This is a genomic window from Dyella subtropica, assembly GCF_026283965.1.
GTDB classification, from domain to species: domain Bacteria; phylum Pseudomonadota; class Gammaproteobacteria; order Xanthomonadales; family Rhodanobacteraceae; genus Dyella_D; species Dyella_D subtropica.
Genome location: NZ_JAPDPD010000008.1, coordinates 101295 through 124735 on the forward strand (window position 1 = coordinate 101295; position 23441 = coordinate 124735).

The window sequence follows — 23441 nt, forward strand, 5'->3', positions numbered from 1 at the left end:
CGTCGCAAGCAAGGGGAGGAGCTAAAGCTCGGGACACCCTGCTCCCTCCCTTGCGTGTAGCAGGGGAGGGTTGGGGTGGGGTGAAGCCCACAAGTCCTGCGACTACCGCTTGGTTGTTTCCAGCGTGGCAGCATCCAGCCGCAGCACCGGATACGCCCCCACTGCCTGCACGCTGTACCAAGGCGAGCGTTCGAAGAAGAACTCCAATCGGGCGCCCGGATTGGCGGCAAAGGCCGCATCGTCATGCAGCTTCTTGTCGAACTCCGCCTTCAGTGCCGGGTTCTTCGCCAGCATCTCGCGCGCGAGTTTTTCCACCACGCGCGTTTCGCCGTATTCCTTCGGCTCGAAGATGGCATTGAGGTAGCCCCAGCGCAGCAGCGAGTCGGGCGCCTGCGGTTCGAGCAGGTGGATCGCAACATTGGCCGCGCGCTGGTCCATCGGCACGATTGCCGAACCGGCTGGCAATTCGATTTCGCGCGTGGTGTCGTTCTGGCTGAAGTCGCGCAGCACCAGGTGGCCTTCGAACGGCTTGCTGGCCCACTGTGGATTGTCCAGTTGATAGGCGCCGCCCTTGATCTTCAGCGGATGCGACAGACGGCGATACGCGATGCCGTGCGCGTCGAGCTTCTCGATGATCTGCGTCCACTGCGCCGGGATGGCATAGGCAGCGGGAGGCGCGATGGATGTATCGGGCAGCAGGCCATTCCAGTTGTCGATGGTGTAGCTCTGCGGCTTGCTCGGGTCGTACTGAATCCAGTCGCTGTTGGAGATGTCGCTATGGGTAATGCTGAAGGCGAAACTCTTGAACTCGAACGGCGTGGGCTTGGGATCGAGTTTGTAAGTCAGCGCAACCTGCGCTTTCGGGTTGGCGGCGCGCGCGACGACGGTTTCATCCGCCGCGCGGTTGACAGCGAGCAGTGAAGCGGCATCGTTGCCGATGTTTTCCAGCATCAGGTCAACCAGATCGTAGGTGCCGCGCACGCGGTTCTCGTACGACTTGAGCATGTGCGTTTCCACCAGCAGGGCGGGGCGGTTCTGCAGCGCCACGTAGCCAGTGGAGAAGCGCGGGCCGGAACCGAAGTTGGCGAGCCCCTTGCGCGGGTCGCGGCCGTCCTTGAAGTCCAGATAGATGGATGCGAGATGGCCGCGCTTTTCATAGGCAGGTATCACGCGGTTGGCGATCAGCTCTTGCTGCCATGCGCTCACGCCGGGATCGAGTTTGTGCGGGTCTTCGGTATACCAGGTGAGGTCGTACTGATAGTCCGCGCCGTCGGTGGTATGGATGTCCATGAACAGGTCAGGCAGCCAGCGCTGCCACAGCTTCAGCCAGTCGCGGATTTCTGGCGCGTCGGCCTTGACGTAATCGCGATTGAGGTTGAGGTACTGCGCCTGGCCGCGGAAGCCCATGCTGTCCGGGCCGCTCTGGTTGATGCGGTGGTAGGGGTTCGAGTTCTCGTGGCCGTCCACGCTGAACACCGGGATGTAGACCAGCACCACCTTGTCGAGCAGATGTGGCAGCTTGCCGGCGACGGCGTAGTCGCGCAGCAGCATCAGGCCGGCGTCCTTGCCTTCGATCTCGCCCGGATGAATGCCGGCCTGCAGCAGTACGATCGGCTTGCCGGCCTTGCGAGCCGCTTCCGGCGTAAAGGTGCCGTCGCCGCTGGCGATCACCATGGTCAGCGGACGACCCTGCGGCGATGTGCCGAAGCTTTCCAGCTTCAACTTGCCGGGCGCGGCAGCAGCCAGTTTCTGCAGATAAGCCAGCGTGTCGGCATAGCTCGGTGTGGTGCGGAAATGCGAAGCCTCGGCGGGCGTGGTCCAGTCGGCAGCGTGCGCGGTCATGGCAGCGGCTCCCAGCAGGGCGGACAGAAAAAGGTGGCGAAGGGTCATGCGTGATCCTTAGCGTGGTCATTCGTCAGCGAGGTGGCCGAGGCGGGCAAGGTATCGGGCGCTACCGCGCCGCCAGAGATGATGAAGGCCATGGCCTGATCCATCGTCCAGTCGGTGGGCGTCAGCTCATTCACCGGCACCAATTCGAGGTAACCGCCGGTGGGATTGGGTGTGGTGGGGATGTAAACCGCTGCCATCTCGCGGCCGGTGCCTTCCTCCGTCATCACGCGGGTAACGAAGCCGACCACCTTCATGCCCCGGCGCGGAAAGTCGATCAGCACCACGCGCTGCATACCCGAGGGCTTCTGTTGAAGCACCGCCATCAGCTTCTTGGTACCGCCGTAGATGGTCTGCACCAGCGGGATGCGCGCAAGCCATCCGTCGAAGGTGTCGAGCAGGCGTTGGCCGATGACGCGGTTGGCCAGCCAGCCGAGCAGGTACAGCGCGGCGAGCGTGATGATCAGGGCCAGGATGAAGAGCAGCCAGCCCCGGTTGAGCGATTCGCCGAGGCGAGGCGCGATCTGCGTCAGTGCGGCGACGAAGGCGCCTACCAGCGGTGCACCGATGCCCGCCAGCATGCCTAGTACGAATTTGAAGACCAGCCAGGTGACCCACAACGGGATAAAGGTGAGCAGGCCGGTAATCAGATAGCGTTTGATGCGCAATCGCGGCATGGGAAGGGTCATCGGTAGCGAGGAAACCGGCATTGTAGGGGGAGGCCGGGGCGATCAGGGTGTGACGTTCGGCCCTTTCGCGGGTGGGTGTGATTTTTTTCCACGACGCGCGAATCATGCTGCGAATGGCGGGGATACAGGCGGCGATGACGGACAGACTGCGACAACGGCACTTCGAGACCTTGCTGCGCGAACATCAGCTGATCGTGTTCAAAGTGGCGGCCATCTATGCACGCCACGCCGAGGACCGTCGGGACCTGGCGCAGGAAATTGCCACTCAGCTCTGGCGCTCGTTCGACAGTTACGACGAACAGCGCGGACGGTTCTCCACTTGGATGTACCGTATCGCGCTCAACGTCGGCATATCCAGCGCACGGCGGACATCGAGCCAGGACGAGCGCGTGCAGCCGCTGGACGAGTACCTGCTTGAGACCGTCGCCAGCGGTGCCGGCATTGACGAGCCGGATGAGCGTCTGCGGCAGCTCTACACATTCATTGGCGAGCTCGATCCGCTCAATCGCGCCTTGATCCTGCTCTATCTGGAAGACCGCAGTTACGCCGAGATCGCCGAGGTGCTCGGCATCAGTGAAACCAATGTGGCGACCAAGATCGGTCGCATCAAGCAGAAGTTGCGTGGCCGCGTGGCGGCCGGCGAATCCATGAGGGCGTGAAGATGGAACTGGATGAGATGAAGCAGGCCTGGCAGATGCTGGATCGCCGCCTTGCGCAGCAGCATGCGTTGCAACGGCAAATGTTCGTCGAGCGGCGCCTCGATGGCCTGCGTCGCGGCCTGCGCCCGTTGATCTGGGGGCAGTCGATCCAGATCGCATTCGGCGTGGTGTTTCTATGGATAGGCGTGGCGTTCTGGACCACGCATATGCCATCCGTGCCATGGATGCTGTGCGGCATGCTGGTGCAGGTTTTCGGGATAGCACTGATTGCGTTTGCGGCGCGCATCCTTTTCCTGGTCCGCGACATGGACTACGCCGCGCCGGTGTTGCGGATACAGAAGCGCATGGCGTCGCTGCGGCGCTGGAGAGTGCGGGTCGAGGCGCCGGTCTTCGCTGTGCTGGGCAGCATCATATGGGTTCCGCTAGTACTGATGCTGGTTCAGCGTGATTTCGAGGCGATGGGGGACGATCTGTTGCGGCATGCACCCGAGCTTGGGTGGAGCCTGATGCTTAGCGGGCTGGTGTCGCTTGCCCTGGCGTTGGTGGCTTATTGGCTATTGCGCCGCATCGGCAAACGTCGATGGATGGAAGACAACTTCGCAGGCAAGAGCGTGATGCGGGCCGAGGCGATGCTGGAAGAGATCGGCAACTTCGAGCGCGAGTAGGGAAGGTGCGCTGTTGGTAGGAGCCCACCCTGTGGGCGAACGGGGGTAGCGCTTCGCAGGATGGGCGCGCACAGGGTGCGCTCCTACAAGTGCGGGCTCAGCGCGCTCGTGGCTTCAGACGTACGTAGATCTGCTTGCGCACCTTGGCCACGACTTCACCGCTAGCCGTCTTGATCTCGGTCTCGAACCAGCGCAGCACCTTCTCGCCGTTGGCGGCGGCAGTGCGCAATTCATCTACCACGCTTGGTTTGAGCTTGAAATGCGCGTAGACGTCCTCGCGCCCCGGCGCCACGAATTCGATCGCGCCAGCCTTGTCCCACACGAAGTACTCGCTGCCCAGCTGATGCATCACCAGCAGCATCCACAGCGGGTCGGTCATGGAGAACAGGTTGCCGCCGAACTGACTCTTTACGTAATTGCGGTTCCACGGGCGCAAGCGCAGCACGACGGTGGCCTCGGACCAGTCGTCGCTGAGTTGCTGTACGCGAATGCTGTTGCACAGGAAGGGCGGCCATAGGTTCATCAGCCGCCGAAAAGTCGAAGGGCGCACTAGAAGAGCAACGAGGCCATGCGACGGCGATAGCGGCCGACCAGCTCCGCATCGTCCAGAGTGGCGAAGGCGGCGAGCAGGCGCTTTTTAGCGGCGCCGTCGTTCCAGTCGCGGGCGCGTTCGAGGATGGCGAGGAACTGTTCCAGGCCGGCGGCGGCATCGTCTTCCAGCAGCAGGCGCACGCCGAGCAGATCGCGGGCTTGCCAGTCACCTGCATCGGTTTGCACGCGCTGCTGCAGTTCGGCCAGCGAGGGCGCGCCATTCAGTGCGCGGGCCAGGTCGAGCTGGCTGCGCAGGCGCACGGCGCGATTGTCGGTGGCAAGGTTGGCGGGCAGGGCGGTGAGTTCGGTTTCGGCGTCGTCGGCTTGGCCGGCGCGCATCAGGGCCAGGGCTAGATCGAGTTTCAGGTCGGCCTTGGCGGGCTCCGCGGCGATAGCCTGGCGAAGGCGTTCGACGGCCTGGTCGGGTGTTTCGGCCGAGACGGGCACTTCTTCGGCAACCTGTGCTTCAGCAGGCTGCACGTGGCGCGACAGGAACTCGCGCAACTGGCCTTCCGGCAGGGCGCCGGTAAAGCCATCCAGGATCTGACCGTCTTTCACCAGCACCACGGTAGGGATGCTGCGCACGCCAAACATGGCGGCCAGCTGCTGGTTCTTGTCCACGTCCACCTTGGCCAGGCGGAACGCGCCATTGAACTCGGCGGCCAGCTTTTCCAGCATCGGCCCCAAGGTTTTGCAGGGGCCGCACCAGGTCGCCCAGAAGTCCACCAGGATGGGCGTGGTCAGTGAGGCCTGAAGCACCTCGGCCTCGAAATTGTCCTGGTCCACGTCGAAGACATGGGTGGCGGCGTCGCTGGCGGTCACTGGAAAACTCCGAAGGTAACGAATCGGTTTCAGATCGGGGCGCGGCGAAGCATATCAAGAGTGGATGACGTCGAACCCTAAGCGCAACGCGCGCAGATTTGCGAGAATCCGCTGGATGACAAGCCCGGACCCTGGCTCGAACCGCATGGTTGCAACGCCGCCACTGCTGATCTGCGAACACTGCGACACCGTGTATCGCCGGCGCGAATTGGCGTGCGGCGAGGTAGCGCGCTGCCTGCGTTGCGATGCCGTCCTGGAGCGGTATCAACGTTTGGGCCCCGGCGCGATGCTGGCGCTGGTACTGACGGCACTGGTGGTATTCGTGCAAGCCAATGTCTGGCCGATCGTCACGCTGGGTTTCAACGGGCAGTTGATCAGCACCACGCTGTGGGGCGCCATCATGATGATGTGGCACGAGCACTCGCAGGTGGTCTCGGTGCTGGCGGCGGGCACGCTGTTCTTCTTTCCGCTGTGCAAGATGCTGCTGCTGGGCTGGGTGCTGCTGTTTGCTCGCCGCGGGCAACGCGCACCGGGGTTTCGCCTGGCCATGGTGACCTTGTATCGGCTGGGGCCGTGGACCATGAGCGAGGTGTTCGTGCTGGGCGCGATGGTGGCCATCGTCAAGGCACACGTGTATTTCGATGTGATCCTCAATCCTGGCATTTTCGCCTACGCTGCATTGACCCTGTTGATCACGATCTTCGCTGGCATCGATCTACGCCGGCTGTGGGACCTGACGCCGGAGGGCGCGCCGTGAGTGCGTTGCCGCGTGCCGACGAGTTGGGTGTGATCGGTTGCCATGTATGCAGCCTGGTCTGTCGCGATACCGGTATGGAGCATGCGCGCTGCCCGCGTTGCCACTCCTCGCTGCATCGTCGTAAGAAGGCAACTTACAGCCGTACTTGGGCACTGTTGATCGCCGCTTTCATTTTCTATATCCCCGCCAACTTGCTGCCGATCATGCGCACGGTGAGCGTGGGCGATGTGGATGACAACACCATCCTCAGCGGCGTGGTGGAGCTGTGGGTCAAGGGCTCGCCGGATCTGGCGGTCATCGTGTTCACCGCCAGCATCGTGGTGCCGATGCTCAAGTTCCTGGCGCTGGTGACGTTGTTGTGGAGTTCGCATCGCAGCAGTGGTTGGGCACGCCGGCAGCGTGCCAAGCTGTATCGGCTGGTGGAGCTGATCGGCTACTGGTCGATGCTGGACGTATTCGTGGTGGCGCTGCTGACGGCGTTGGTGCAGTTTGGTTTGCTGAGTCTGGTGGAGCCGTTGCCTGGCGTGGTGTTCTTCGGCCTGACGGTGGTGCTCACCATGTTTGCTTCGATGAGTTTTGACCCCAGGCTGATCTGGGATGGCAAGGAATCCGATGACTGACGACACAAAGCCCGGTAATGCCGACCTGCCCGAGCCGGTGGTGCACCGCCCGCGCATCAACGCCTCGTTTGTCTGGCTGATCCCGGTACTGGCCGCGCTGGTGGGCCTGTCGCTGGTGATCAACGCCTGGATGCAGGCGGGGCCGACCATCACCATCAGCTTCCAGAGCGCCGAGGGGTTGGACCCAGGCAAGACGCCGGTGAAGTACAAGAACGTGGTGATCGGCCGGGTGACTTCGGTGCGCCTGAGCAAGGACCGCAGTCACGTCACCGCCAAAGTGTCGCTGGAAAAGAGCGCTGAAGGTTTCGCCACGGAGGATACGCGCTTCTGGGTGGTGCGTCCGCGCATCGGTCTCGGTGGTGTGTCGGGTATCGATACGCTGCTGTCCGGCGCCTTTATCGGCGCCGACGTGGGCGAGTCGAAGCAGCCGGAGGACGAGTTCACGGGGCTGGAAGCGCCGCCTGCCGTGACACATGGCGCACCGGGCAAGACCTTTGTGTTGCATACCGACGACCTCGGTTCGCTCGATATCGGTTCGCCGGTGTATTACCGGCGCATCCAGGTCGGCCGTGTGGTGACTTATCAGTTGGACCCGAACGGCAAGGCCGTGTCGTTGCAGATCTGGGTCGATGCTCCGAATGATCAATTCGTCACCAAGACCAGCCGTTTCTGGAATGCCAGCGGGGTGGATGTCTCGGTGGGCGCGGATGGCGTCAAGGTCAATACGCAATCGCTGGCGAGCGTCCTGGCCGGCGGCGTGGCCTTTCAGGAGCCGATGGGGCCGCATGAAACGGCGCCGGCGGACGAGAGCGCGGCATTCAATCTATTCCATGATCAGGCCACCGCGATGGCCCCGCCGGATGGCGAGCCGAAATACATCCGCATGCGCTTCGACCAGTCGCTGCGCGGACTGAAGGTGGATGCGCCGGTGGAATTCCTCGGTATTCCATTCGGCCGCGTGGTGTCGGTGAATCTGGATTTCGACGAGAAGACGCAGAAATTCCCGGTGACTGTCGGTGCGGTGGTGTATCCGCAGCGACTCGGCCGCGCGCACGAAAAGCTGGTGGCGTTGGCCAAGGCGCGGGGTGACGACGCTCAGCTCTCGCAGATGATGGGCACGCTGATCGGGCAGGGTTTGCGGGCTCAGGCGCGTAGCGGCAACTTGCTGACCGGGCAGCTCTACATCTCCCTGGATTTCGTGCCCAAGGCGCCCAAGGCAGCCTATGACCCGAGCGTCAAGCCGCTGGAAATTCCGACCGTGCCTGGCAGCTTCGATAAGTTGCAGGAGCAGATGGCGGACATCGTGGATAAGATCCAGAAGATTCCATTCGACAGCATCGGCCGCAATCTCGACCAGACACTGGGCGAATTGCATCGCACGCTCAAGCAGGTCAACGGCGACGTGCTGCCGGAGTTCAAGACCACCTTGCAGAGCGCACAGCAGACGATGGGTACGGCCAACAACGCGCTGTCGCCGGATTCACCGCTGCAGCAGAACCTGGGCGGCACGCTGCAGGAGCTGCAGCGCTCGGCACGTTCGCTACGCGTGTTGACCGATTACCTGGGCAGTCATCCGGACGCGCTGCTGCGCGGCCGCAAGGCCGACCCGGCACCCGCACCGCCGGCCGCCACGCAACAAGGGAGCAAGCCATGATCCGCAAGGGCATCATTGATAAGGGATGGCCCGTCCTGGCCATGGTCGCCGCATCGACACTGGCCGCCTGCGGCGGTTCGGCGCCGACCCGTTATTACACACTGGTGCCACCGGTCGATAACTACGTGCCTACCGCGACGCAGGCGGCTATCGGTACAGCTCCGGCGGCGTTCCAGTTCGAGCTGTTGCCCGTCGGCGTGCCGGCGCAGGTGGATCAACCGCAGCTGGTGGTGCGCCAGGGCGGGCAGGGTGTGGCTGTGCTCGATGGCCAACGCTGGGTCGCACCGCTGGGCGATGAGGTTCGCAGTGCGCTGTCGGCCGATCTCGCCCGTCAGCTGCATACGCAGGATGTGAGCGGGCTGCCTTCGGGTAGCAAGCCAGTGCTACGGATCAAAGTCGATCTGCGTCGCTTCGACTCGGTGCCGGGCGGCTATGCGCTGATCGACGCGGCGTGGAGCCTGCGCTCGCTCAAGGGCGATGCGTCGTTGTCGTGCACCAGCCGTGTGCAGGAATCGGTAGGCGAGGGCTATGAGGCGCTGGTGCAAGGCCACCAGCGCGCCATCGATCAGCTGGCGACGCAGATTGCCGCGGCGGCGAGCTCATGGGGGGCGGGGCAAAACGGGGCCTGCCCGCCCGGCTAGGGGGCTCGGAGCCTGCTCATGGTCTCCACGTAGGCCCTGTCTCTTGAGCACATCTCAACGTGTGCGCGAGCATGTTTGAACTCCCTCTCCCTGCCGGGGAGAGGGTTGGGGGGAGGGGCGGGTGCTTGCGATAACCTCTCACCGTCGTCACCCCGGCGCAGGCCGGGGTCCAGTGGCGTTGCCGTTTGATGTTCGCGCTATCGCGACCTGGCTCGCCTGCCGCGGGCTTCCGTCCTCCTGTCGGAGGCCGGGTCACTTTCTCTTGTTTGGCCAAGAGAAAGTAACCAAAGAGAAGGCCACCCCTCTTCCGCGCTCTCCGGCTTCGCCTCCGAGTCCGTGAGGGCTGGCCGGGCTTTTCGACACGACGTCCCTGTCGTGTCGAAAAGGCATCGACGTCCTGTCGATGCCCCCTTCGGGGCCTGATCGTCCAGCCCTCACCGCTGCACAGGGGCCCCCAAGATCAAAAGCAAACCCTCGCTCATCGGAAGGTAATCATGTCCTGCCGGGTCGGAAGAGCTGCTCCATGCCGCCGTGAGATGTGCGCAAGAGACAGGCGCGGGCCACTTGGAGACCATGAGCAGGCTCTCATCTGCTAGTCTGCCGCGTTCACCCGCAGCCACCGGTGGACGCCGGTTTTGGCTGCCAGAACAAGCTATGGCGCCGGACACATGCAGGATATTCAAGAACAGGGCACGAACGACCAGGCCAACGAACAGGCCTATCAGCCGCAGGCGGTGGAAACCGCCGCGCAGCAGTACTGGCGCGACCAGCGCGCCTATGAGGTGAAAGAGGACACCTCCAAGCCCAAGTTCTATTGCCTTTCCATGCTGCCGTACCCCTCGGGCGCGCTGCACATGGGCCATGTGCGCAACTACACCATTGGCGACGTGATCAGCCGCTATCAGCGGATGAACGGCAAGAACGTGCTGCAGCCGATGGGCTGGGATGCGTTCGGCCTGCCGGCCGAGAACGCGGCGATCAAGAACAACACCGCACCGGCCAAGTGGACCTACAAGAACATCGAGCACATGCGCAGCCAGCTGCAGCGCATGGGTTTTGCCTACGATTGGACCCGCGAATTCGCCACCTGCCGGCCGGAGTACTACCGCTGGGAACAGCTGATGTTCACCCGGCTGATGAAAAAGGGCATGGCCTACCGCAAGAACGCGGTGGTGAATTGGGATCCGGTGGACCACACCGTGCTGGCCAATGAGCAGGTGATCGACGGCCGCGGCTGGCGCTCCGGCGCGCTGGTGGAAAAGCGCGAGATCCCGCAGTGGTTCCTCAAGATCACCGACTACGCGCAAGAGCTGCTTGACGGCCTGGACACGCTGCCCGGCTGGCCGGATGCGGTGAAGACCATGCAGCGCAACTGGATCGGTCGCAGCGAAGGTCTGGAAATCCATTTCGCGGTGGAAGGCGAAACCGAACAGCTGACCGTGTTCACCACGCGTCCCGACACGCTGATGGGCGTCACCTTCGTCTCCATCGCGGGCGAACACCCGCTGGCGCTGAAAGCTGCGCAGGGCAACGCTGAGCTTGCCGCTTTCCTGGATGAGTTGAAGCACGGCGGTATTTCCGAAGCCGAGCTGGAAACCCAGGAAAAGCGCGGCATGGCCACCGGCTTGTTCGCTATCCACCCGATCAGCGGCGAGAAGGTGCCCGTGTGGGTCGCCAACTTCGTGCTGATGGGCTACGGCACCGGCGCAGTGATGGCCGTGCCGGGTCATGACGAGCGCGATTTCGAGTTCGCGCACAAGTACAAGTTGCCGATCACGCAGGTGATCGCCGTGGGTGACGAAACGTACGATGCGGACAAGTGGCAGGACTGGTACTCCGACAAGACTCGCGCCGACATGCGCGTGGTCCATTCCGGCGAGCTGGACGGCAAGAATTACCGAGAGGCCTTCGACTTCCTCGCCGCCAAACTGAAAGCCGAGGACAAGGGACTGCGCCGCGTCAACTGGCGCCTGCGCGACTGGGGCGTCAGTCGCCAGCGCTACTGGGGCTGCCCGATTCCGGTGATCTACTGTCCGAAGTGCGATGCCGTGCCGGTGCCGGAAGACCAGTTGCCGGTGGTGCTGCCTGAGGACGTCGCGTTCTCCGGCGTGCAGTCGCCGATCAAGGCCGACCCGGAGTGGCGCAAGACCGCCTGCCCGCAGTGCGGCGGCGCGGCCGAGCGCGAAACCGACACCTTCGACACCTTCATGGAGTCGAGCTGGTACTACGCGCGCTACACCAGCCCGGGTGCGCAGGATCAGGTCGACGAGCGCGCCAACTACTGGCTGCCAGTGGATCAGTACATCGGTGGCATCGAGCACGCCATCCTGCATCTGCTGTACTTCCGCTTCTATCACAAGCTCATGCGCGATGCGGGGCTGGTGAAGGCCGACGAGCCAGCCACCAACCTGCTGTGCCAGGGCATGGTGATCGCCGAGACGTTCTACCGCGATAACCCGGACGGCTCGAAGGACTGGATCAACCCGGCCGACGTCGAGATCCATCGCGATGAAAAGGCACGCGTGATCGGTGCCGTATCGAAGAGCGACGGCAAACCGGTGCGGATCGGCGGCACTGAGAAGATGTCCAAGTCCAAGAACAACGGCATCGATCCGCAGGCGATGGTGGACAAGTTCGGCGCGGATACCGTGCGGTTGTTCTCCATGTTCGCCGCGCCGCCGGAGCAGTCGCTGGAATGGAGCGAGGCAGGCGTGGAAGGCATGGCGCGCTTCCTGCGCCGCTTCTGGCGTGAAGTGACCACACATGCGGCCGGCCCCGATCATCCGGTGGTCGACCCTGCCGCGCTGGACGCCGGCCAGAAGGCCATGCGCCGCCAGCTGCACGAAACCATCCAGAAGGTCAGCGACGATGTCGGTCGCCGCCACTCCTTCAACACCGCCATTGCGGCGCTGATGGAATTACTCAACGGTCTGGGCAAATTCAACGACAGCAGCGATCAGGGTCGTGCCGTACGTCACGAGGCGCTGGAAGCGATGGTGCTGCTGCTCAACCCGGTGGTGCCGCACGTCAGCCATGCCTTGTGGGTGGTGCTGGGCCATGCCGAGGCGGTGCTGGAAGACCAGCCGTGGCCGCAGGTGGACAGCGCCGCGCTGGTGCGCGATTCACTGACTCTTGCAGTTCAGGTCAACGGTAAATTGCGCGGTACCATCGAGGTCGCCGCCAGCGCCACGAAAGAAGAAGCCGAAGCGCTGGCCCTGGCGCAGCCGAACGTGGTGGCTTTCCTGGAAGGTCAGACCGTACGCAAAGTGATCGTGGTGCCGGGCAAGATCGTCAACATCGTCGCAGGATGAGAGCATCTCTATGAGTTCCGTAAGCCGCATGTTCAAAGCTTCGCTGATGCTGGCGTCCGCCCTCGCGCTGACAGCGTGTGGTTTCCATCTCCGCCAGAGCGCGGCCCTGCCGCCGTCGATGCAGCGGATGCATCTGAGCGTCAATGGTGGCGGCGGCCTGCAGCGCGATCTGATTCGCGCGTTGGAAGGTTCCGGTGTCACCGTTGAAGACAATCCGGGGGCAGGCATTGCGGAGCTGAGCATTCCCGTGGCCAATTTCAGCACCGATACGCTTACCGTCAGCGGCACCGCCCGCGTCACCGAATACGCGGTGCACTATCAGGTGCAGTTCCTGGTCAATGATGGCGCCGGCCAGCCGCTGCTGCCGCAGCAGACCATCAATATGTCGCGCGACTTCAGCTACGACGCCACCAACACCATCGGTACCACCGCGCAGGTCCAAGAGATCCAGCGCAGCCTCAATGACGACATGGTGCAGGCGATCCTGTTCCGTCTGCAGGCGCTGCAGAAGCACGGTGGCACCGTGGAGCCGGCGAACGCCAGCCCGGCGAAGTAGAGAGTTCCTAGTCATGCCGCTCAACCCCGCTCAATGGCAGAAGGCGCTGGCTGGCGACAGCCTGCGCCCGGTCTATCTGCTGGCCGGCGAGGAGCTGCTGGTGCTGGAGGCCGCCGATGCGTTGCGCGCACAGGCACGCCGACTCGGCTACAACGAACGCGAAGTGCTCGACGTCGGCAATCATTTCGATTGGGACGACTTGGCCCGCGCCGCAGCCGGCATGTCGCTGTTCGCCACGCGCCGCCTGTTGGACCTGCGCTTGCCCACCGGCCGGCCCGGCACCGAAGGCGCCAAGGCCATCAACGAGTTCTGCGCTAACCCGCCGCCCGACGTCACCCTGTTGATCACCGCCACCGACTGGAGCAACAAGCACGAGGGTGCCTGGACCAAGAACCTCGACGCTGCCGGTGCACTGGTGGTGTTCAACGCGCCCAAGCCGCACGAGTGGGCGGCCTGGGTCGGTGCGCGGCTGGCCTCGCGTGGGCTCAGCGCCACGCCAGATGCGGCGGCGTTGCTGGCCGAGCGCGTGGAAGGCAACCTGCTCGCCGCCGCGCAGGAAATCGACAAGCTGGTGGTGTTGCACAGTGGCGGTGCATCGCGCATCGATGCAGCCGAGATGGAAAACCTGGTCGCCGACAGCGCGCGCTACGACGCCTTCAAGCTCACCGATGCCGCGTTTGCCGGCGATGGTGGTCGCGCGCTGCACATACTCGCTGGCCTGCGCGACGAAGGTGACGAACTGATCGCGCTGATGGGCTGGTTGGTCAATCAACTGCAGCTCGCCTTGCGACTGGCGAATGCGCGCGACTTCGCTGCGCAAGCCCGCGCCGAGCGCCTTTGGCCTGCGCGCGAGCAATTGTTCCGCAAGGCGCTGCGCCGTGCACCGCGCGAACACTGGCTGCAATGCCTGGCCCGCGCTGCGCGCATCGACCGCATGGCCAAAGGCCGCGAAGCCGGCGAGCCCTGGCTGGAGGCCGAACGCCTGATCGCCGCCATTGCCGAACCCCGGGCTGCCAGCGCACTCGCATGAAGCCGCTTGCATTGTTTGGCGGCACCTTTGATCCGGTGCACCTGGGACACCTCAGTGTGGCCTGGGAAGCCGCCGAACTGCTCGACGCCGAAGTACGTCTGATGCCAGCCAATGTGCCGCCGCATCGCCCGGCGCCGTTGGCCTCCGCGGAACAGCGCATCGCCATGCTGCACGCTGCCCTGCAGCGCCAATCGCGGCTGAGCATGGACACCCGTGAGCTGCGACGCAACGGACCTTCCTATACCTACGACACGCTAAGCGAGTTGCGCGCAGAGCAGGGCGATCGGCCGCTGATACTGCTGTTGGGCGCGGATGCGTTCGCGGGTTTGCCGAGCTGGCATCGTTGGCGCGAATTGTTCGACGTGGCGCATCTGGGGGTGTTGAGCCGCCCAGGTGTCGGGGCTGTGTTGCCGAGTGGCTTGCAGACCGAAGTTGCAACGCGTCGCGTGGATGACGTCGCCTTGTTGCAAACATTGCCGGCCGGCAAGGTGATCGAACTGGCCGTGACACCTCTGGAAATCTCGGCCACACGCATTCGCGAATTGCTGGCGTCCGGGCGCGATCCGCGCTACCTGCTGCCGTGCGGTTTGTTTGATGATCCGGCCTTGCTCGCGCCGTATCGCACGCACGGAAGCATCGCACTGTAGGGGCGCACCCTGTGCGCGATGCAATCTTGCAAAGGCGTTGCCAATCCGGTCGCCCACAGGATGGGTTCCTACCGAGCCTTGGTTCTCAAGTCCCTGAGCGCGGCATGAAACGCAACGCCACCGAGTTCATGCAATAGCGCAATCCCGTCGGCCTCGGGCCATCGTCGAACACGTGGCCGAGGTGGCTGTCGCAGCCCGCGCAGCTGACCGCGATGCGCTCCATGCCGAAGCTGCGGTCGGCGGTTTCGATGACGTTGGCCTTGGCGATGGGTTGCCAGAAGCTGGGCCAGCCGGTGCCTGATTCGAACTTGGTGGATGCATCGAACAAGGCGGTATCGCAGCCGACGCAGCGAAACAGCCCCTTGGCATGCAGGTTTCCGTATTGGCCGCTGAAGGCGCGCTCGGTGCCTTCGCGGCGCATCACTTCGAAGGCCTCCGCGGAAAGACGCTGGCGCCATTGCGTGTCGGTCAACACCAACTTGCGTACATGGCAGGGGCCGAGATGTCGGCCATCGGCATCGGCGAAGCATTCGAGCAGCAGATCCTGAGGTGCTGACGCGGCCGCCCCCGCAGCTCCGGCTGTCGCACCCGCCGGTCTGTGTCGCGGCCACAGCAGGCCGCCCAAGGCCACGGCGGCTCCGCCAAGAACGGCGATGCGCAGGAAGTCGCGGCGTTGCTCGTGCTGGTTGGTCTTGATGGTTCGGGTGGTCATGGTGAACCCTCCATATCGATGTCTAGGGATGCTCTGGTCCATTCAGTACAGGCGTCACCGGTTTTGTCTGCCCGCATCTCCGCAGTGCGTTGACGAAGGCAGGCTGGCTGCCTGTCGAGGCGACGCGCTGCGGAGATGCGGGCAGACAGAGCCGGCCCCACATGCTGAATTCAAAGGAAGGGGTGATGTCCAGAAGGCCCGCAGGCTGCGGCGCGCGTCTTGCCAAGGCAGCCAGCCTTGGCTGCGCCACGCACCACACCCTGCGAGCCTTCTGGACATCATGACGCCTGTACTGAATGGATCAGAGCATCCCTGGGGCTCAGCCGAAGGTGAAGGCGTAGGCGTGCACGCCCGGATCGAGGAATTCGATGTCGAACAGACGCTCGCCGGTGCCATTCGCCTGCCGTACTAACTGATAGAGGCGCTGCGAGGTAACGGTGCCATTGCCGTCAGTGTCGATGTCCATGCCGTGATCGTTACCGGGCGCTTTGCCATCGATGCGCACGCGGAAGCGCACGGGTTTGCCGTCGCTGTCCGGGCCCAGCACAAGGTGCAAGTCGCGGCCGCGGAAGCGGTAGACGATGCGGCTGCCGGCACGGGTCGCTTGCGCGTTCTCGTCATGCACGTTCCACTCGCCATCTAGCGTCCACTGGTTCGGCAGTAGCGTGGCGGGTGCGTGGTAATGCCAGCTGTCGTCGTGGGCAATCTGTCCACCGGCGAAGTTCTGCGCGCGGGCGTAGCCCACATAGGTTTCCGACGAGCGGTTGTCATCGCCGGAGCCTGCGGCTTCCGCGCCCTTCGCATCCGGATTCACATAGCCGCCTGGCAAATCAGTCTGGCCGGCCTCGCTAAGCAATTGGCGGATCACATCTTCGCTCTGCGCGTACTCGCCTTCGCCGAAATGGTGGTGGCGAATCTGCCCCTTGGGGTCGATGAAGTAGTGCGCGGGCCAGTATTCGTTGTGGAAGCCTTTCCAGATCGCGTAGTCGTTGTCGAGCGCCACAGGATAGGTGACGCCAAGATCCTTGACGGCCTTGGTCACATTGCCCAGATCCTTTTCGAAGGCGAACTCCGGCGCATGCACGCCCAGCACGATCAGGCCGTGGTCCTTGTACTTGTCGGCCCAGGCGCGGACATAGGGCAGGGCGCGGATGCAGTTGATGCAGGAGTAAGTCCAGAAATCCACCAGCACCACTTTGCCGTGCAGTGACTGCATAGTAAGCGGCGGGGTATTGAGCCACGCGGTGGCGCCGGTCAACGAAGGCAGCGCGCCTTCGACGGGCAGCACATCACCGGCCTTGTGCGCGGGTTGCGGGGCAGGGGCGGTCTTCACGGCATTGATCAACTTCTGTTCGATCCCGCCAGTGCTGGCTAGCGATACGCGCGTCAGCAGGCCGGTATCCAACCCCAGCGCGATGGCCGCGACACCGCACAGCACCAGCGCACCCAGCACCCGGCGCACCCACTCGCCCGCGCCCAGCGAGCGCTTCATCGCCGAGAAAACCCTGCCGCCCACCACCAGCGCCAACGCCAACGACGTGGCGGCGCCGGCTGCATAGGTCAGCAGCAACAACGTGGTCTGCACGCTGGCGCCGTTGAGCGCTGCGCCGGTCAGCAGCAATCCGAGAATGGGGCCCGCGCACGGCGCCCATAGCAGGCCGGTGGCAATGCCGAGGCCGGCGGCCGAGAACACCGAATCGCCATCCGCATCGGAACGCTGCGTGAGCTTGTTGCCCAGCGCCACGAACGGGCGGCTGACCCATTCGGCGACATGGTTGGACAGCAGCGTGAGTCCGAGTACGGCCAACACCACCAGCGCGACTAGCCGGCCATATTGGTTCGCTCGAATCGCCCAGCCGCCGCCGACGGCAGCCAGTGTGGCGACCAGTGCGAAGGTCAGCGCCATACCAAGCAGCATCGGTAGACCGTTGCGCATGAAGGGGCGGTCGGCGCGGGCGAACACGAAGGGCAGCACCGGGAGGATGCAAGGGCTGAGGATGGTCAGCACGCCGCCGAGGTAGGCGAGGATCAGCACGATCATGAGGCAGTGGTCCAAGGGTGGTGTGACTGGCTATTCGGTGCGGGTGCGTCGAGAGTTACCTGTGCGCCGAATCTTGTAAGGGTGCAGCTAGGCATCTAGTCCCGATGCCGCGCCAAGGTAACCGCGCCCGAAGGTAACCTTGGCCGAACCGGTAGCGAAACCTTCGGTATGCCCTTGCCGCGAGGCGTCCATGTCGCACAGCTTGACCGCGGGCACTGCCATGGTTCTAGATGACGGTCTTTACCGCCATCTTGGTTTTCGAGCCGTCTTGCCTGCCGAACCGACCAGCACGCATGAAGAAGCCGATCTGCGCCGTGCGGCGTGGATGGCGGCCGCCCAGGCGGGCGATCGCCGGGCCTACGAGCGCGTGCTGGCCGATTCGCTGCCGTTGATCCGTGCGGTGGCGCGCCGGCAGGGTGTGGCGACGGATGCCGTCGACGATGTGGTGCAGGAAACCCTGATCACCGTACACCGCGTGCGGCATACCTACGATCCATCGCGTTCCTACGATGCATGGCTCACCGCCATTGCCTCACGTCGCGCGATCGACGCGCTGCGCAGCCACGGCCGCCGCGGCCGGCGCGAAGTGCACGACGAATACGCGCTGGAAATTCATCCGGACCGGGATGACGCCACTCACGAGACCGAGCGCGCGCAGGAGGCGCAGCGTTTGCGCGACGCCATCGCCACGCTCCCACCAGGACAGCGCGAAGCGGTGGAGCAGCTGGCGTTGAAGGAGCGTTCGCTGGCCGAGGCCGCACAGCACACCGGCCGCAACGTCGGCGCCCTGAAGGTCAATCTGCATCGCGCGCTGAAGGCATTGCGCAACCGTATCCATGGAGAACCCTAGGCACCATGTCTGATGTACGACGCCACGAGGTCTTGATCGACGCACTCGGTGCCGAGCTGGTGCCGGTGCGGCGACTGCCGCCGCCGTGGCTGCGCTCGCTTGGCTGGCTGTTGGTGGTGTCGGCTATCGCCGTCGTGTTGCTATGGCATTACGGGGTGGCCGACATGCTGCATCGCTGGGCTGGCACACCGGATTTGGCCTGGGCCGCCGTCGGTGCGTGCTTGACCGCGATCACTGCGGCATGGGCTGCTTTTTCCCTGGGTGTGCCAGGCCGGCGTGCGCGGTGGGCCTGGTTGCCGCTGCCGCCGGCTTTACTGTGGCTGGGCGCTAGCGGTTTCGGTTGCCTGCGGGAGTGGATCGCACCTGCCACGCATGTGGCCAGCATGCACGAGGCCAGCGATTGCCTGTTGTTTATCGTCAGCTTCTCCGTGCCGTTGTCCGCGCTGCTGGTGTGGTTGCTGCGCCGGGCATGCCCACTGCGTCCCGTACTGACGGCGGTGATGATCGGTCTCGCCAGCGCGGCGGCGTCAGCCAGCCTGCTGGAGATCTGCCACGCGTTCGACGCGGCCGGCACCGATCTGCTGATGCACAGCCTCGCCGTCGCGCTGGTGATCGGCGCGAACGCCGCCATGGGTGGCCGGTTGTTGCAGCCGCGCTAAGAGCGAATGTCCGCGTGCAGGTCGTCGCAAAATCTTCCTGAGGAACGTGGTGCGTCGCAGCGTGAATTGAAGGCTGAGCGGCATTTTCATGGCCTTGCACTCAGTAATGATGGGCCAAAGGTCTCCTTGGGCCTCGTTTTGCGGTTGTGCTATTGCAGCATTCGGCGTGGCGGCAGTGGACGAGGCGATATTGATGCTGAACGGTGAAGGCGCGGACCCGTTGTGTGTCACAGGCGCAGGTATACGCTTAATCCCTGTCGATAGCGCAAGACATCGCGCCATCGAAGGGTTTCGCGGGCCCAGGGACGAACCGTTGCGCATCGGGCAAGCAGGCTTGATGTGGCGTGACCGTATCCGGTGTTGAGCCGGTGCCGGTATCGCTGATGCAGCTCGGGAGGGGATGCGTCGGCAGCTCCATGGAAGTGCGGCTATCACCGCACGGTTACCTCAACCGATTCAGGAGAACGTACCCATGAAAGTTTCCCGTTACGCCGTACTCGCCCTTTCTATCGCGCTCGGCTTCGGCGCAAGCCAGACGATGGCGCAGGACGCCGGCGCTGCTGGCCAGGCAGCAAAGGATGCCACCAAGGACACGATGAAATCCGCGCAAGACACCAGCAAGGACGCCATGAAGTCCGCGCAGGACACCAGCAAGGATGCGATGAAGTCCACGACGAAGGACACCATGAAATCCGACACGTCGATGAAGTCCGAATCGACGATGAAGTCCGAGTCGAAGGAAGGCACTGCCGGCGCGTCCAAGCACAAGCAACACAAGAAGCACCCGAAGAAGGCCGCGACCGAAACGCCGGCAACCACGCCGGCCAGCGGCGGCTGATCTCTTCGCATTGGCTTTCGCGCGACCCTCCCTGGTGACGGGGAGGGTCGTTTTGTTTCTCGTGGTGTTAGAGCCTGTTCAAAGTCTCCGCGTGGCTCGCGCCGGGATCTGTTTGCACGCAGGGCAAGGAAGAGTGAGGGCGTGTACGTCCGTACACAACCGAGCGATGACGCCGCCATGCGGGCAAACAGACCCGGCCCGGAGGGTTGATCCACAGAGCGCGCCATGCGGCGGTGCGCGGCTTGGCCTGACAGCCAGTCAGGCGCTGCGCCACGCCCCACCACCTGGCGCGCTCTGTGGATCAACGCGAGCTACGCGGAGACTTTGAACAGGCTCTAATGCCTCCGTTTTGCTGCGGAGAAACACCATGGCTTCCAAGTGGCTCACCCGGCTTGGCATCGCACACCCCCTGATTCAGGCGCCGATGTCCGGCTCTACCACGCCGGCATTGGTGGCAGCCGTGTCGAATGCCGGCGGTCTGGGTTCGCTGGGCGCGGGTTACCTCGAGCCGCAAGCCATCCTCGAACAGGCCGCGCAGGTGCGCTCGTTGAGCGACCGGCCTTTCGCAATCAACCTATTCGTGTTGCCTGAGACGTTTGATGTCGACGCCGCTGCCGTGGCTTCGGCACGAAGACATCTGGACGTGCTGATGGAGCGTGAGGGCCTGGCCGTGCGTACCAGCTTGCCCGAGCGCTGGGCCCCGTCTTTCGCCGGCCAGTTCGCTGCCTTGTGCGAGGCGCAGCCCGCGGTAGCGAGCTTTGCCTTCGACTTGCTCACGCCAGCGCAGATGCAGCAGCTCAAGCGGCTCGACATCACCGTAATTGGTACGGCCACCACCGTGGACGAGGCACGCGCTTGGGCAGAGCTCGGCGCGGATGCAATCAGCATGCAAGGCGCGGAGGCTGGCGGGCATCGCGGCAGCTTCCTGCATGAGCCGGAGGAAGCGTTGATTGGCCTGTTCGCCCTGCTGCCGCTGACGGTGCGCGCGGTGGGCATCCCGGTGATCGCCGCCGGAGGCATCATGGATGGCCGCGGCATGCTGGCGGCGGAAGTCTTGGGCGCGGCGGCCAGTCAGCTCGGCACGGCCTTCCTGGCTTGTCCGGAGTGCAGCGCCGCCGAGGCCTGGAAACGCGATCTGCCCCTGGCCGCGGAGCATCAGGTCACCACCGTCCGCAGTTTCTCCGGGAGGGCCGCGCGCGGCCTGCGCAACCGCTATGTGGAGGCCATGCAACCTTTTGAAGCCGCCTTGCCGGCCTATCCCCTGACCAACGCGCTGACCGCCCCATTACGCAGGGCTGCCGCGGCGGCGGGGCGCGGTGATTTGCTCTCTGAATGGTGCGGACAGGGCGCTGGCATGGTGCGTGCCCTGCCGGCGGCCGAGCTGGTGGCGGTGTTGATGGCGGAGTACGCCGAGGCGCGCAAGAACCTATCCTCCTAGTCCAGATAGCCATGCGGACTAGGAGGACAGGCTCCAGGCCATGGTTTGACGCGGCTTTCAGGTGGGGGCGTTATACTGCGACCGCGCTATCCCGCGTATCGATCCCGCATCGAGGCAAACGCACTTGAGTCAGACCTCCCTACGCAACAAGTCGGTCAACGCCGATGCCCTCCGCCAGCACGTGATCAACGCGCTGGACGAACTGAAAGCCAAGGATGTTCGTGAAATCGACGTCCGCGGCAAAACCTCCATTGCCGATCTGCTGGTCATCGCTTCCGGCACTTCCGCGCGCCACGTCAAATCCATTGCCGACGAAGTCGTCAAGTTCGCCAAGAAGGCGGGCGTGATGCCGCTCGGCGTGGAAGGCGAGCGGGAAGCCGAGTGGGTGCTGGTGGATCTGGGCGACGTGATCGTCCATGTGATGCTGCCACGCATCCGCGAGTTCTATGGCCTGGAGCGGCTGTGGACTGTGGGCGACTGCGAAGCCGAAAACGAAGCCGTCAGCGCGGGCTGATCGCCCGCTGGCGTGCGACGACTGTTGCGCGACATCGTTCGATGCGCGCGCCGAATTTTTTTCGCTCTCTATTTTTTATCCCATTGTTCCTTATCCCCGAATGCGCGCACGCCTGATCGCCGTTGGTGAACGCATGCCCGCGTGGGTCGCCGAGGGCTTTGCCGAGTACCGCAAGCGGCTCTCGTATGAGTTGCCGCTGGAGTTGATTGAGCTCAAGCCCGGTGCACGTGGCAAGGGGCGCGATGACGCCCGCGCGATCCAGGATGAAGGGGGCGCGATTCTCGCGGCCTTGCCACGCGACATCCATGTGGTTGCGCTGGATGGACGCGGCAAGACCTGGTCCAGCGAGGATCTCGCGGAGCAACTGGCCAAGTGGCGCATGGCTGGGCGTGATCTTGCGTTCCTGATTGGCGGCCCGGACGGGCATGCGCCGGAGGTGCTGGCGCGCGCGGACCAGCGTTGGTCGCTGGGGCCGCTGACCTTGCCGCATATGTTGGTGCGGTTGGTGTTGGCGGAGCAGTTGTATCGGGCGACGACATTGCTGGCGGGGCATCCGTATCATCGGGCGTAGTGCGTTCCATTCGTCACCCCGGCGTAGGCCGGGGCCCAGTGGCGTTGCCGCTTCGATGTTCGCGTTGTCGCGACCTGGCTCGCCTGCGGCGGGCGTTGCATGTACTCGAACGATTCGTTGCACCTGGCTTCGCCTTCGCTATGCTCTCGGGCAATTTCCCCAATGACTGAGCCATCCATGTCCTTCACCGTGCGCCATGCCACGATCCACGATCTCGATATCATTGCGCCGCTGTTCGATGCGTATCGCCAGTTCTACAAGCAGCCTTCGGACCTTGCGCTGGCGCGCCGTTTTATCGCCGAGCGGTTTCAGCATGCTGAATCGGTGATTTTGCTGGCGCTGGACGAACAGGGGCAGGGTATTGGGTTTACCCAGCTCTATCCGTTGTTCTCTTCGGTGCGTGCTACGCGTAAGTATCTGCTCAACGACATGTTTGTCGTGCCGGAAGCGCGGCGTCTCGGCGTGGCGGCTGCGTTGCTCGAGGCGGCGGCGGAGCATGGTCACGCGATGGGTGTTTCGGGTCTGTCGTTGTCCACGGCGCACGACAATCTGGCGGCGCAGCGTCTGTATGAGTCGATGGGCTGGGTGCTTGAAGAAGAGTTTCGCGAGTACAACCTGGCGCTCTGATTCGTGATATCTCGCGAATATCGCGCGACGCATCTTCTCATTCCAAGGAAGCTCGATTCATGCTCTACCTCGCTTCGCAGTCGCCGCGTCGGCGTCAGCTGCTTGAACAGATCGGCATCGCATTCACGCCTGTCGATGTGGATGTGCCGGAGCAGCGCGCCGTGGGCGAGTCGCCTATCGACTATGTCAGCCGCGTAGCACGCGACAAGGCGCAAGCCGGCAGAGCGGGGTTGGCGAATGGCGCGGTGGTATTGAGCGCGGATACCGAGGTGGTGCTGGACGACGAGGTATTTGGCAAGCCGGCCGATGCCGCTGACGCCACCGCCATGCTGCGTCGTCTTTCCGGGCGCACGCACGAGACGATTTCGGTGGTGTGGGCGGTGCAAGGTGATCGTGCGGAGAGTGAGACCTGCGTGTCGCGCGTGCGTTTCGCCGCGTTGAGCGACGAGGACATCGCCGCCTATGTCGCCAGTGGCGAGCCGTTCGGCCGTGCGGGTGCCTATGCGATCCAGGGGCGCGGTGCGACGCTGATCGAACATCTGGAAGGCAGCTTCACCGGCGTGATGGGGCTGCCGGTGTTCGAGACCGCACGGTTGTTGCGCAGCTTCGGTATTGCGCCGGGCTGAATCGCGTGACTGTGTCGCGCACAAGGTGCGCTCCTA

At 64.0% G+C, this 23441-nt stretch carries 24 protein-coding genes; 18 read left to right on the plus strand and 6 right to left on the minus strand.

The window, feature by feature from the left end:
* Positions 1-102: 102 nt before the first annotated feature.
* Together OUZ45_RS08700 and OUZ45_RS08705 are read right to left on the minus strand one after the other, a co-directional pair.
* Positions 103-1890: a M14 family metallopeptidase gene (locus tag OUZ45_RS08700; RefSeq protein ID WP_266169544.1), complete on the minus strand. Its 1788-nt coding sequence runs from the start codon at positions 1888-1890 to the stop codon at positions 103-105.
* A complete protein-coding gene (locus OUZ45_RS08705; RefSeq protein ID WP_266169546.1) occupies positions 1887-2564 on the minus strand; it encodes a DUF502 domain-containing protein in 678 nt (225 codons plus the stop codon). Before OUZ45_RS08705 ends, OUZ45_RS08700 begins: the two co-directional genes overlap by 4 nt.
* A 146-nt stretch (positions 2565-2710) precedes the next feature.
* Between OUZ45_RS08705 and OUZ45_RS08710 the strand changes: the two genes are divergently transcribed.
* Positions 2711-3235: an RNA polymerase sigma factor gene (locus OUZ45_RS08710; protein WP_266169547.1), complete on the plus strand. Its 525-nt coding sequence runs from the start codon at positions 2711-2713 to the stop codon at positions 3233-3235.
* 2 nt (positions 3236-3237) lie between these two features.
* Positions 3238-3900, plus strand: coding sequence for a hypothetical protein (locus OUZ45_RS08715; RefSeq protein ID WP_266169548.1), 663 nt, complete (start codon positions 3238-3240; stop codon positions 3898-3900).
* A 97-nt stretch (positions 3901-3997) separates the two neighbouring features.
* Here the strand turns inward: OUZ45_RS08715 and OUZ45_RS08720 are convergent, their stop codons facing one another.
* Together OUZ45_RS08720 and trxA are read right to left on the minus strand one after the other, a co-directional pair.
* A complete protein-coding gene (locus OUZ45_RS08720) occupies positions 3998-4450 on the minus strand; it encodes a DUF4442 domain-containing protein (protein WP_266169549.1) in 453 nt (150 codons plus the stop codon).
* Complete coding sequence (gene trxA / locus OUZ45_RS08725) at positions 4450-5313, minus strand: thioredoxin (RefSeq protein ID WP_266169550.1); 864 nt, start codon at positions 5311-5313, stop codon at positions 4450-4452. Before trxA ends, OUZ45_RS08720 begins: the two co-directional genes overlap by 1 nt.
* Positions 5314-5428: 115 nt before the next feature.
* Between trxA and OUZ45_RS08730 the strand changes: the two genes are divergently transcribed.
* The 8 genes from OUZ45_RS08730 to nadD all read left to right on the plus strand — a co-directional run bounded on the left by OUZ45_RS08730 (position 5429) and on the right by nadD (position 14529).
* Positions 5429-6070, plus strand: coding sequence for a paraquat-inducible protein A (locus OUZ45_RS08730; protein WP_266169551.1), 642 nt, complete (start codon positions 5429-5431; stop codon positions 6068-6070).
* Positions 6067-6690: a paraquat-inducible protein A gene (locus tag OUZ45_RS08735; protein ID WP_266169553.1), complete on the plus strand. Its 624-nt coding sequence runs from the start codon at positions 6067-6069 to the stop codon at positions 6688-6690. The genes OUZ45_RS08730 and OUZ45_RS08735 overlap by 4 nt, the downstream gene beginning before the upstream one ends.
* Positions 6683-8344, plus strand: coding sequence for a PqiB family protein (locus tag OUZ45_RS08740; RefSeq protein ID WP_266169555.1), 1662 nt, complete (start codon positions 6683-6685; stop codon positions 8342-8344). Before OUZ45_RS08735 ends, OUZ45_RS08740 begins: the two co-directional genes overlap by 8 nt.
* Positions 8341-8985 (plus strand): PqiC family protein, encoded by a 645-nt coding sequence (locus tag OUZ45_RS08745; RefSeq protein ID WP_266169556.1) that lies wholly within the window; start codon positions 8341-8343, stop codon positions 8983-8985. Before OUZ45_RS08740 ends, OUZ45_RS08745 begins: the two co-directional genes overlap by 4 nt.
* 668 nt (positions 8986-9653) lie before the next feature.
* Positions 9654-12296 carry a leucine--tRNA ligase gene (leuS, locus tag OUZ45_RS08750; RefSeq protein ID WP_266169557.1) on the plus strand — a complete coding sequence of 881 codons (2643 nt, stop codon included), beginning with the start codon at positions 9654-9656 and terminating at the stop codon, positions 12294-12296.
* 10 nt (positions 12297-12306) lie between these two features.
* Complete coding sequence (locus OUZ45_RS08755) at positions 12307-12852, plus strand: LPS-assembly lipoprotein LptE (RefSeq protein ID WP_266169558.1); 546 nt, start codon at positions 12307-12309, stop codon at positions 12850-12852.
* 13 nt (positions 12853-12865) lie between these two features.
* Entirely contained in the window at positions 12866-13882 is a 1017-nt protein-coding gene (holA, locus tag OUZ45_RS08760) for a DNA polymerase III subunit delta (protein WP_266169559.1), read from the plus strand.
* Positions 13879-14529 carry a nicotinate-nucleotide adenylyltransferase gene (gene nadD / locus OUZ45_RS08765; RefSeq protein ID WP_266169560.1) on the plus strand — a complete coding sequence of 217 codons (651 nt, stop codon included), beginning with the start codon at positions 13879-13881 and terminating at the stop codon, positions 14527-14529. The genes holA and nadD overlap by 4 nt, the downstream gene beginning before the upstream one ends.
* Positions 14530-14614: 85 nt before the next feature.
* Here the strand turns inward: nadD and msrB are convergent, their stop codons facing one another.
* Together msrB and OUZ45_RS08775 are read right to left on the minus strand one after the other, a co-directional pair.
* Positions 14615-15241 (minus strand): peptide-methionine (R)-S-oxide reductase MsrB, encoded by a 627-nt coding sequence (gene msrB / locus OUZ45_RS08770; RefSeq protein WP_266169561.1) that lies wholly within the window; start codon positions 15239-15241, stop codon positions 14615-14617.
* A gap of 319 nt (positions 15242-15560) precedes the next feature.
* Positions 15561-17282 (minus strand): cytochrome c biogenesis protein DipZ, encoded by a 1722-nt coding sequence (locus OUZ45_RS08775; protein WP_266169562.1) that lies wholly within the window; start codon positions 17280-17282, stop codon positions 15561-15563.
* A gap of 325 nt (positions 17283-17607) precedes the next feature.
* On the opposite strand from OUZ45_RS08775, the gene OUZ45_RS08780 reads away from it, so the two are divergent.
* The 8 genes from OUZ45_RS08780 (at position 17608) to OUZ45_RS08815 (ending at position 23405) form a co-directional block, all read left to right on the plus strand.
* Entirely contained in the window at positions 17608-18132 is a 525-nt protein-coding gene (locus OUZ45_RS08780; protein WP_266169698.1) for an RNA polymerase sigma factor, read from the plus strand.
* 5 nt (positions 18133-18137) lie between these two features.
* Positions 18138-18791 (plus strand): NrsF family protein, encoded by a 654-nt coding sequence (locus OUZ45_RS08785; RefSeq protein ID WP_266169564.1) that lies wholly within the window; start codon positions 18138-18140, stop codon positions 18789-18791.
* Between the two features lie 472 nt (positions 18792-19263).
* On the plus strand, positions 19264-19629 hold the full coding sequence (locus OUZ45_RS08790; protein WP_266169566.1) for a hypothetical protein: 366 nt from the start codon (positions 19264-19266) through the stop codon (positions 19627-19629).
* Between the two features lie 367 nt (positions 19630-19996).
* Positions 19997-21067: an NAD(P)H-dependent flavin oxidoreductase gene (locus tag OUZ45_RS08795; RefSeq protein ID WP_266169567.1), complete on the plus strand. Its 1071-nt coding sequence runs from the start codon at positions 19997-19999 to the stop codon at positions 21065-21067.
* A gap of 124 nt (positions 21068-21191) precedes the next feature.
* Positions 21192-21581 carry a ribosome silencing factor gene (gene rsfS, locus OUZ45_RS08800; RefSeq protein ID WP_266169568.1) on the plus strand — a complete coding sequence of 130 codons (390 nt, stop codon included), beginning with the start codon at positions 21192-21194 and terminating at the stop codon, positions 21579-21581.
* Between the two features lie 100 nt (positions 21582-21681).
* Positions 21682-22152, plus strand: a complete 471-nt coding sequence (rlmH, locus tag OUZ45_RS08805) for a 23S rRNA (pseudouridine(1915)-N(3))-methyltransferase RlmH (protein WP_266169569.1) — start codon at positions 21682-21684, stop codon at positions 22150-22152.
* Positions 22153-22329: 177 nt separating this feature from the next.
* A complete protein-coding gene (locus OUZ45_RS08810) occupies positions 22330-22779 on the plus strand; it encodes a GNAT family N-acetyltransferase (RefSeq protein ID WP_266169570.1) in 450 nt (149 codons plus the stop codon).
* 59 nt (positions 22780-22838) lie between these two features.
* Positions 22839-23405 carry a Maf family protein gene (locus tag OUZ45_RS08815; protein ID WP_266169571.1) on the plus strand — a complete coding sequence of 189 codons (567 nt, stop codon included), beginning with the start codon at positions 22839-22841 and terminating at the stop codon, positions 23403-23405.
* Positions 23406-23441: the final 36 nt, after the last annotated feature.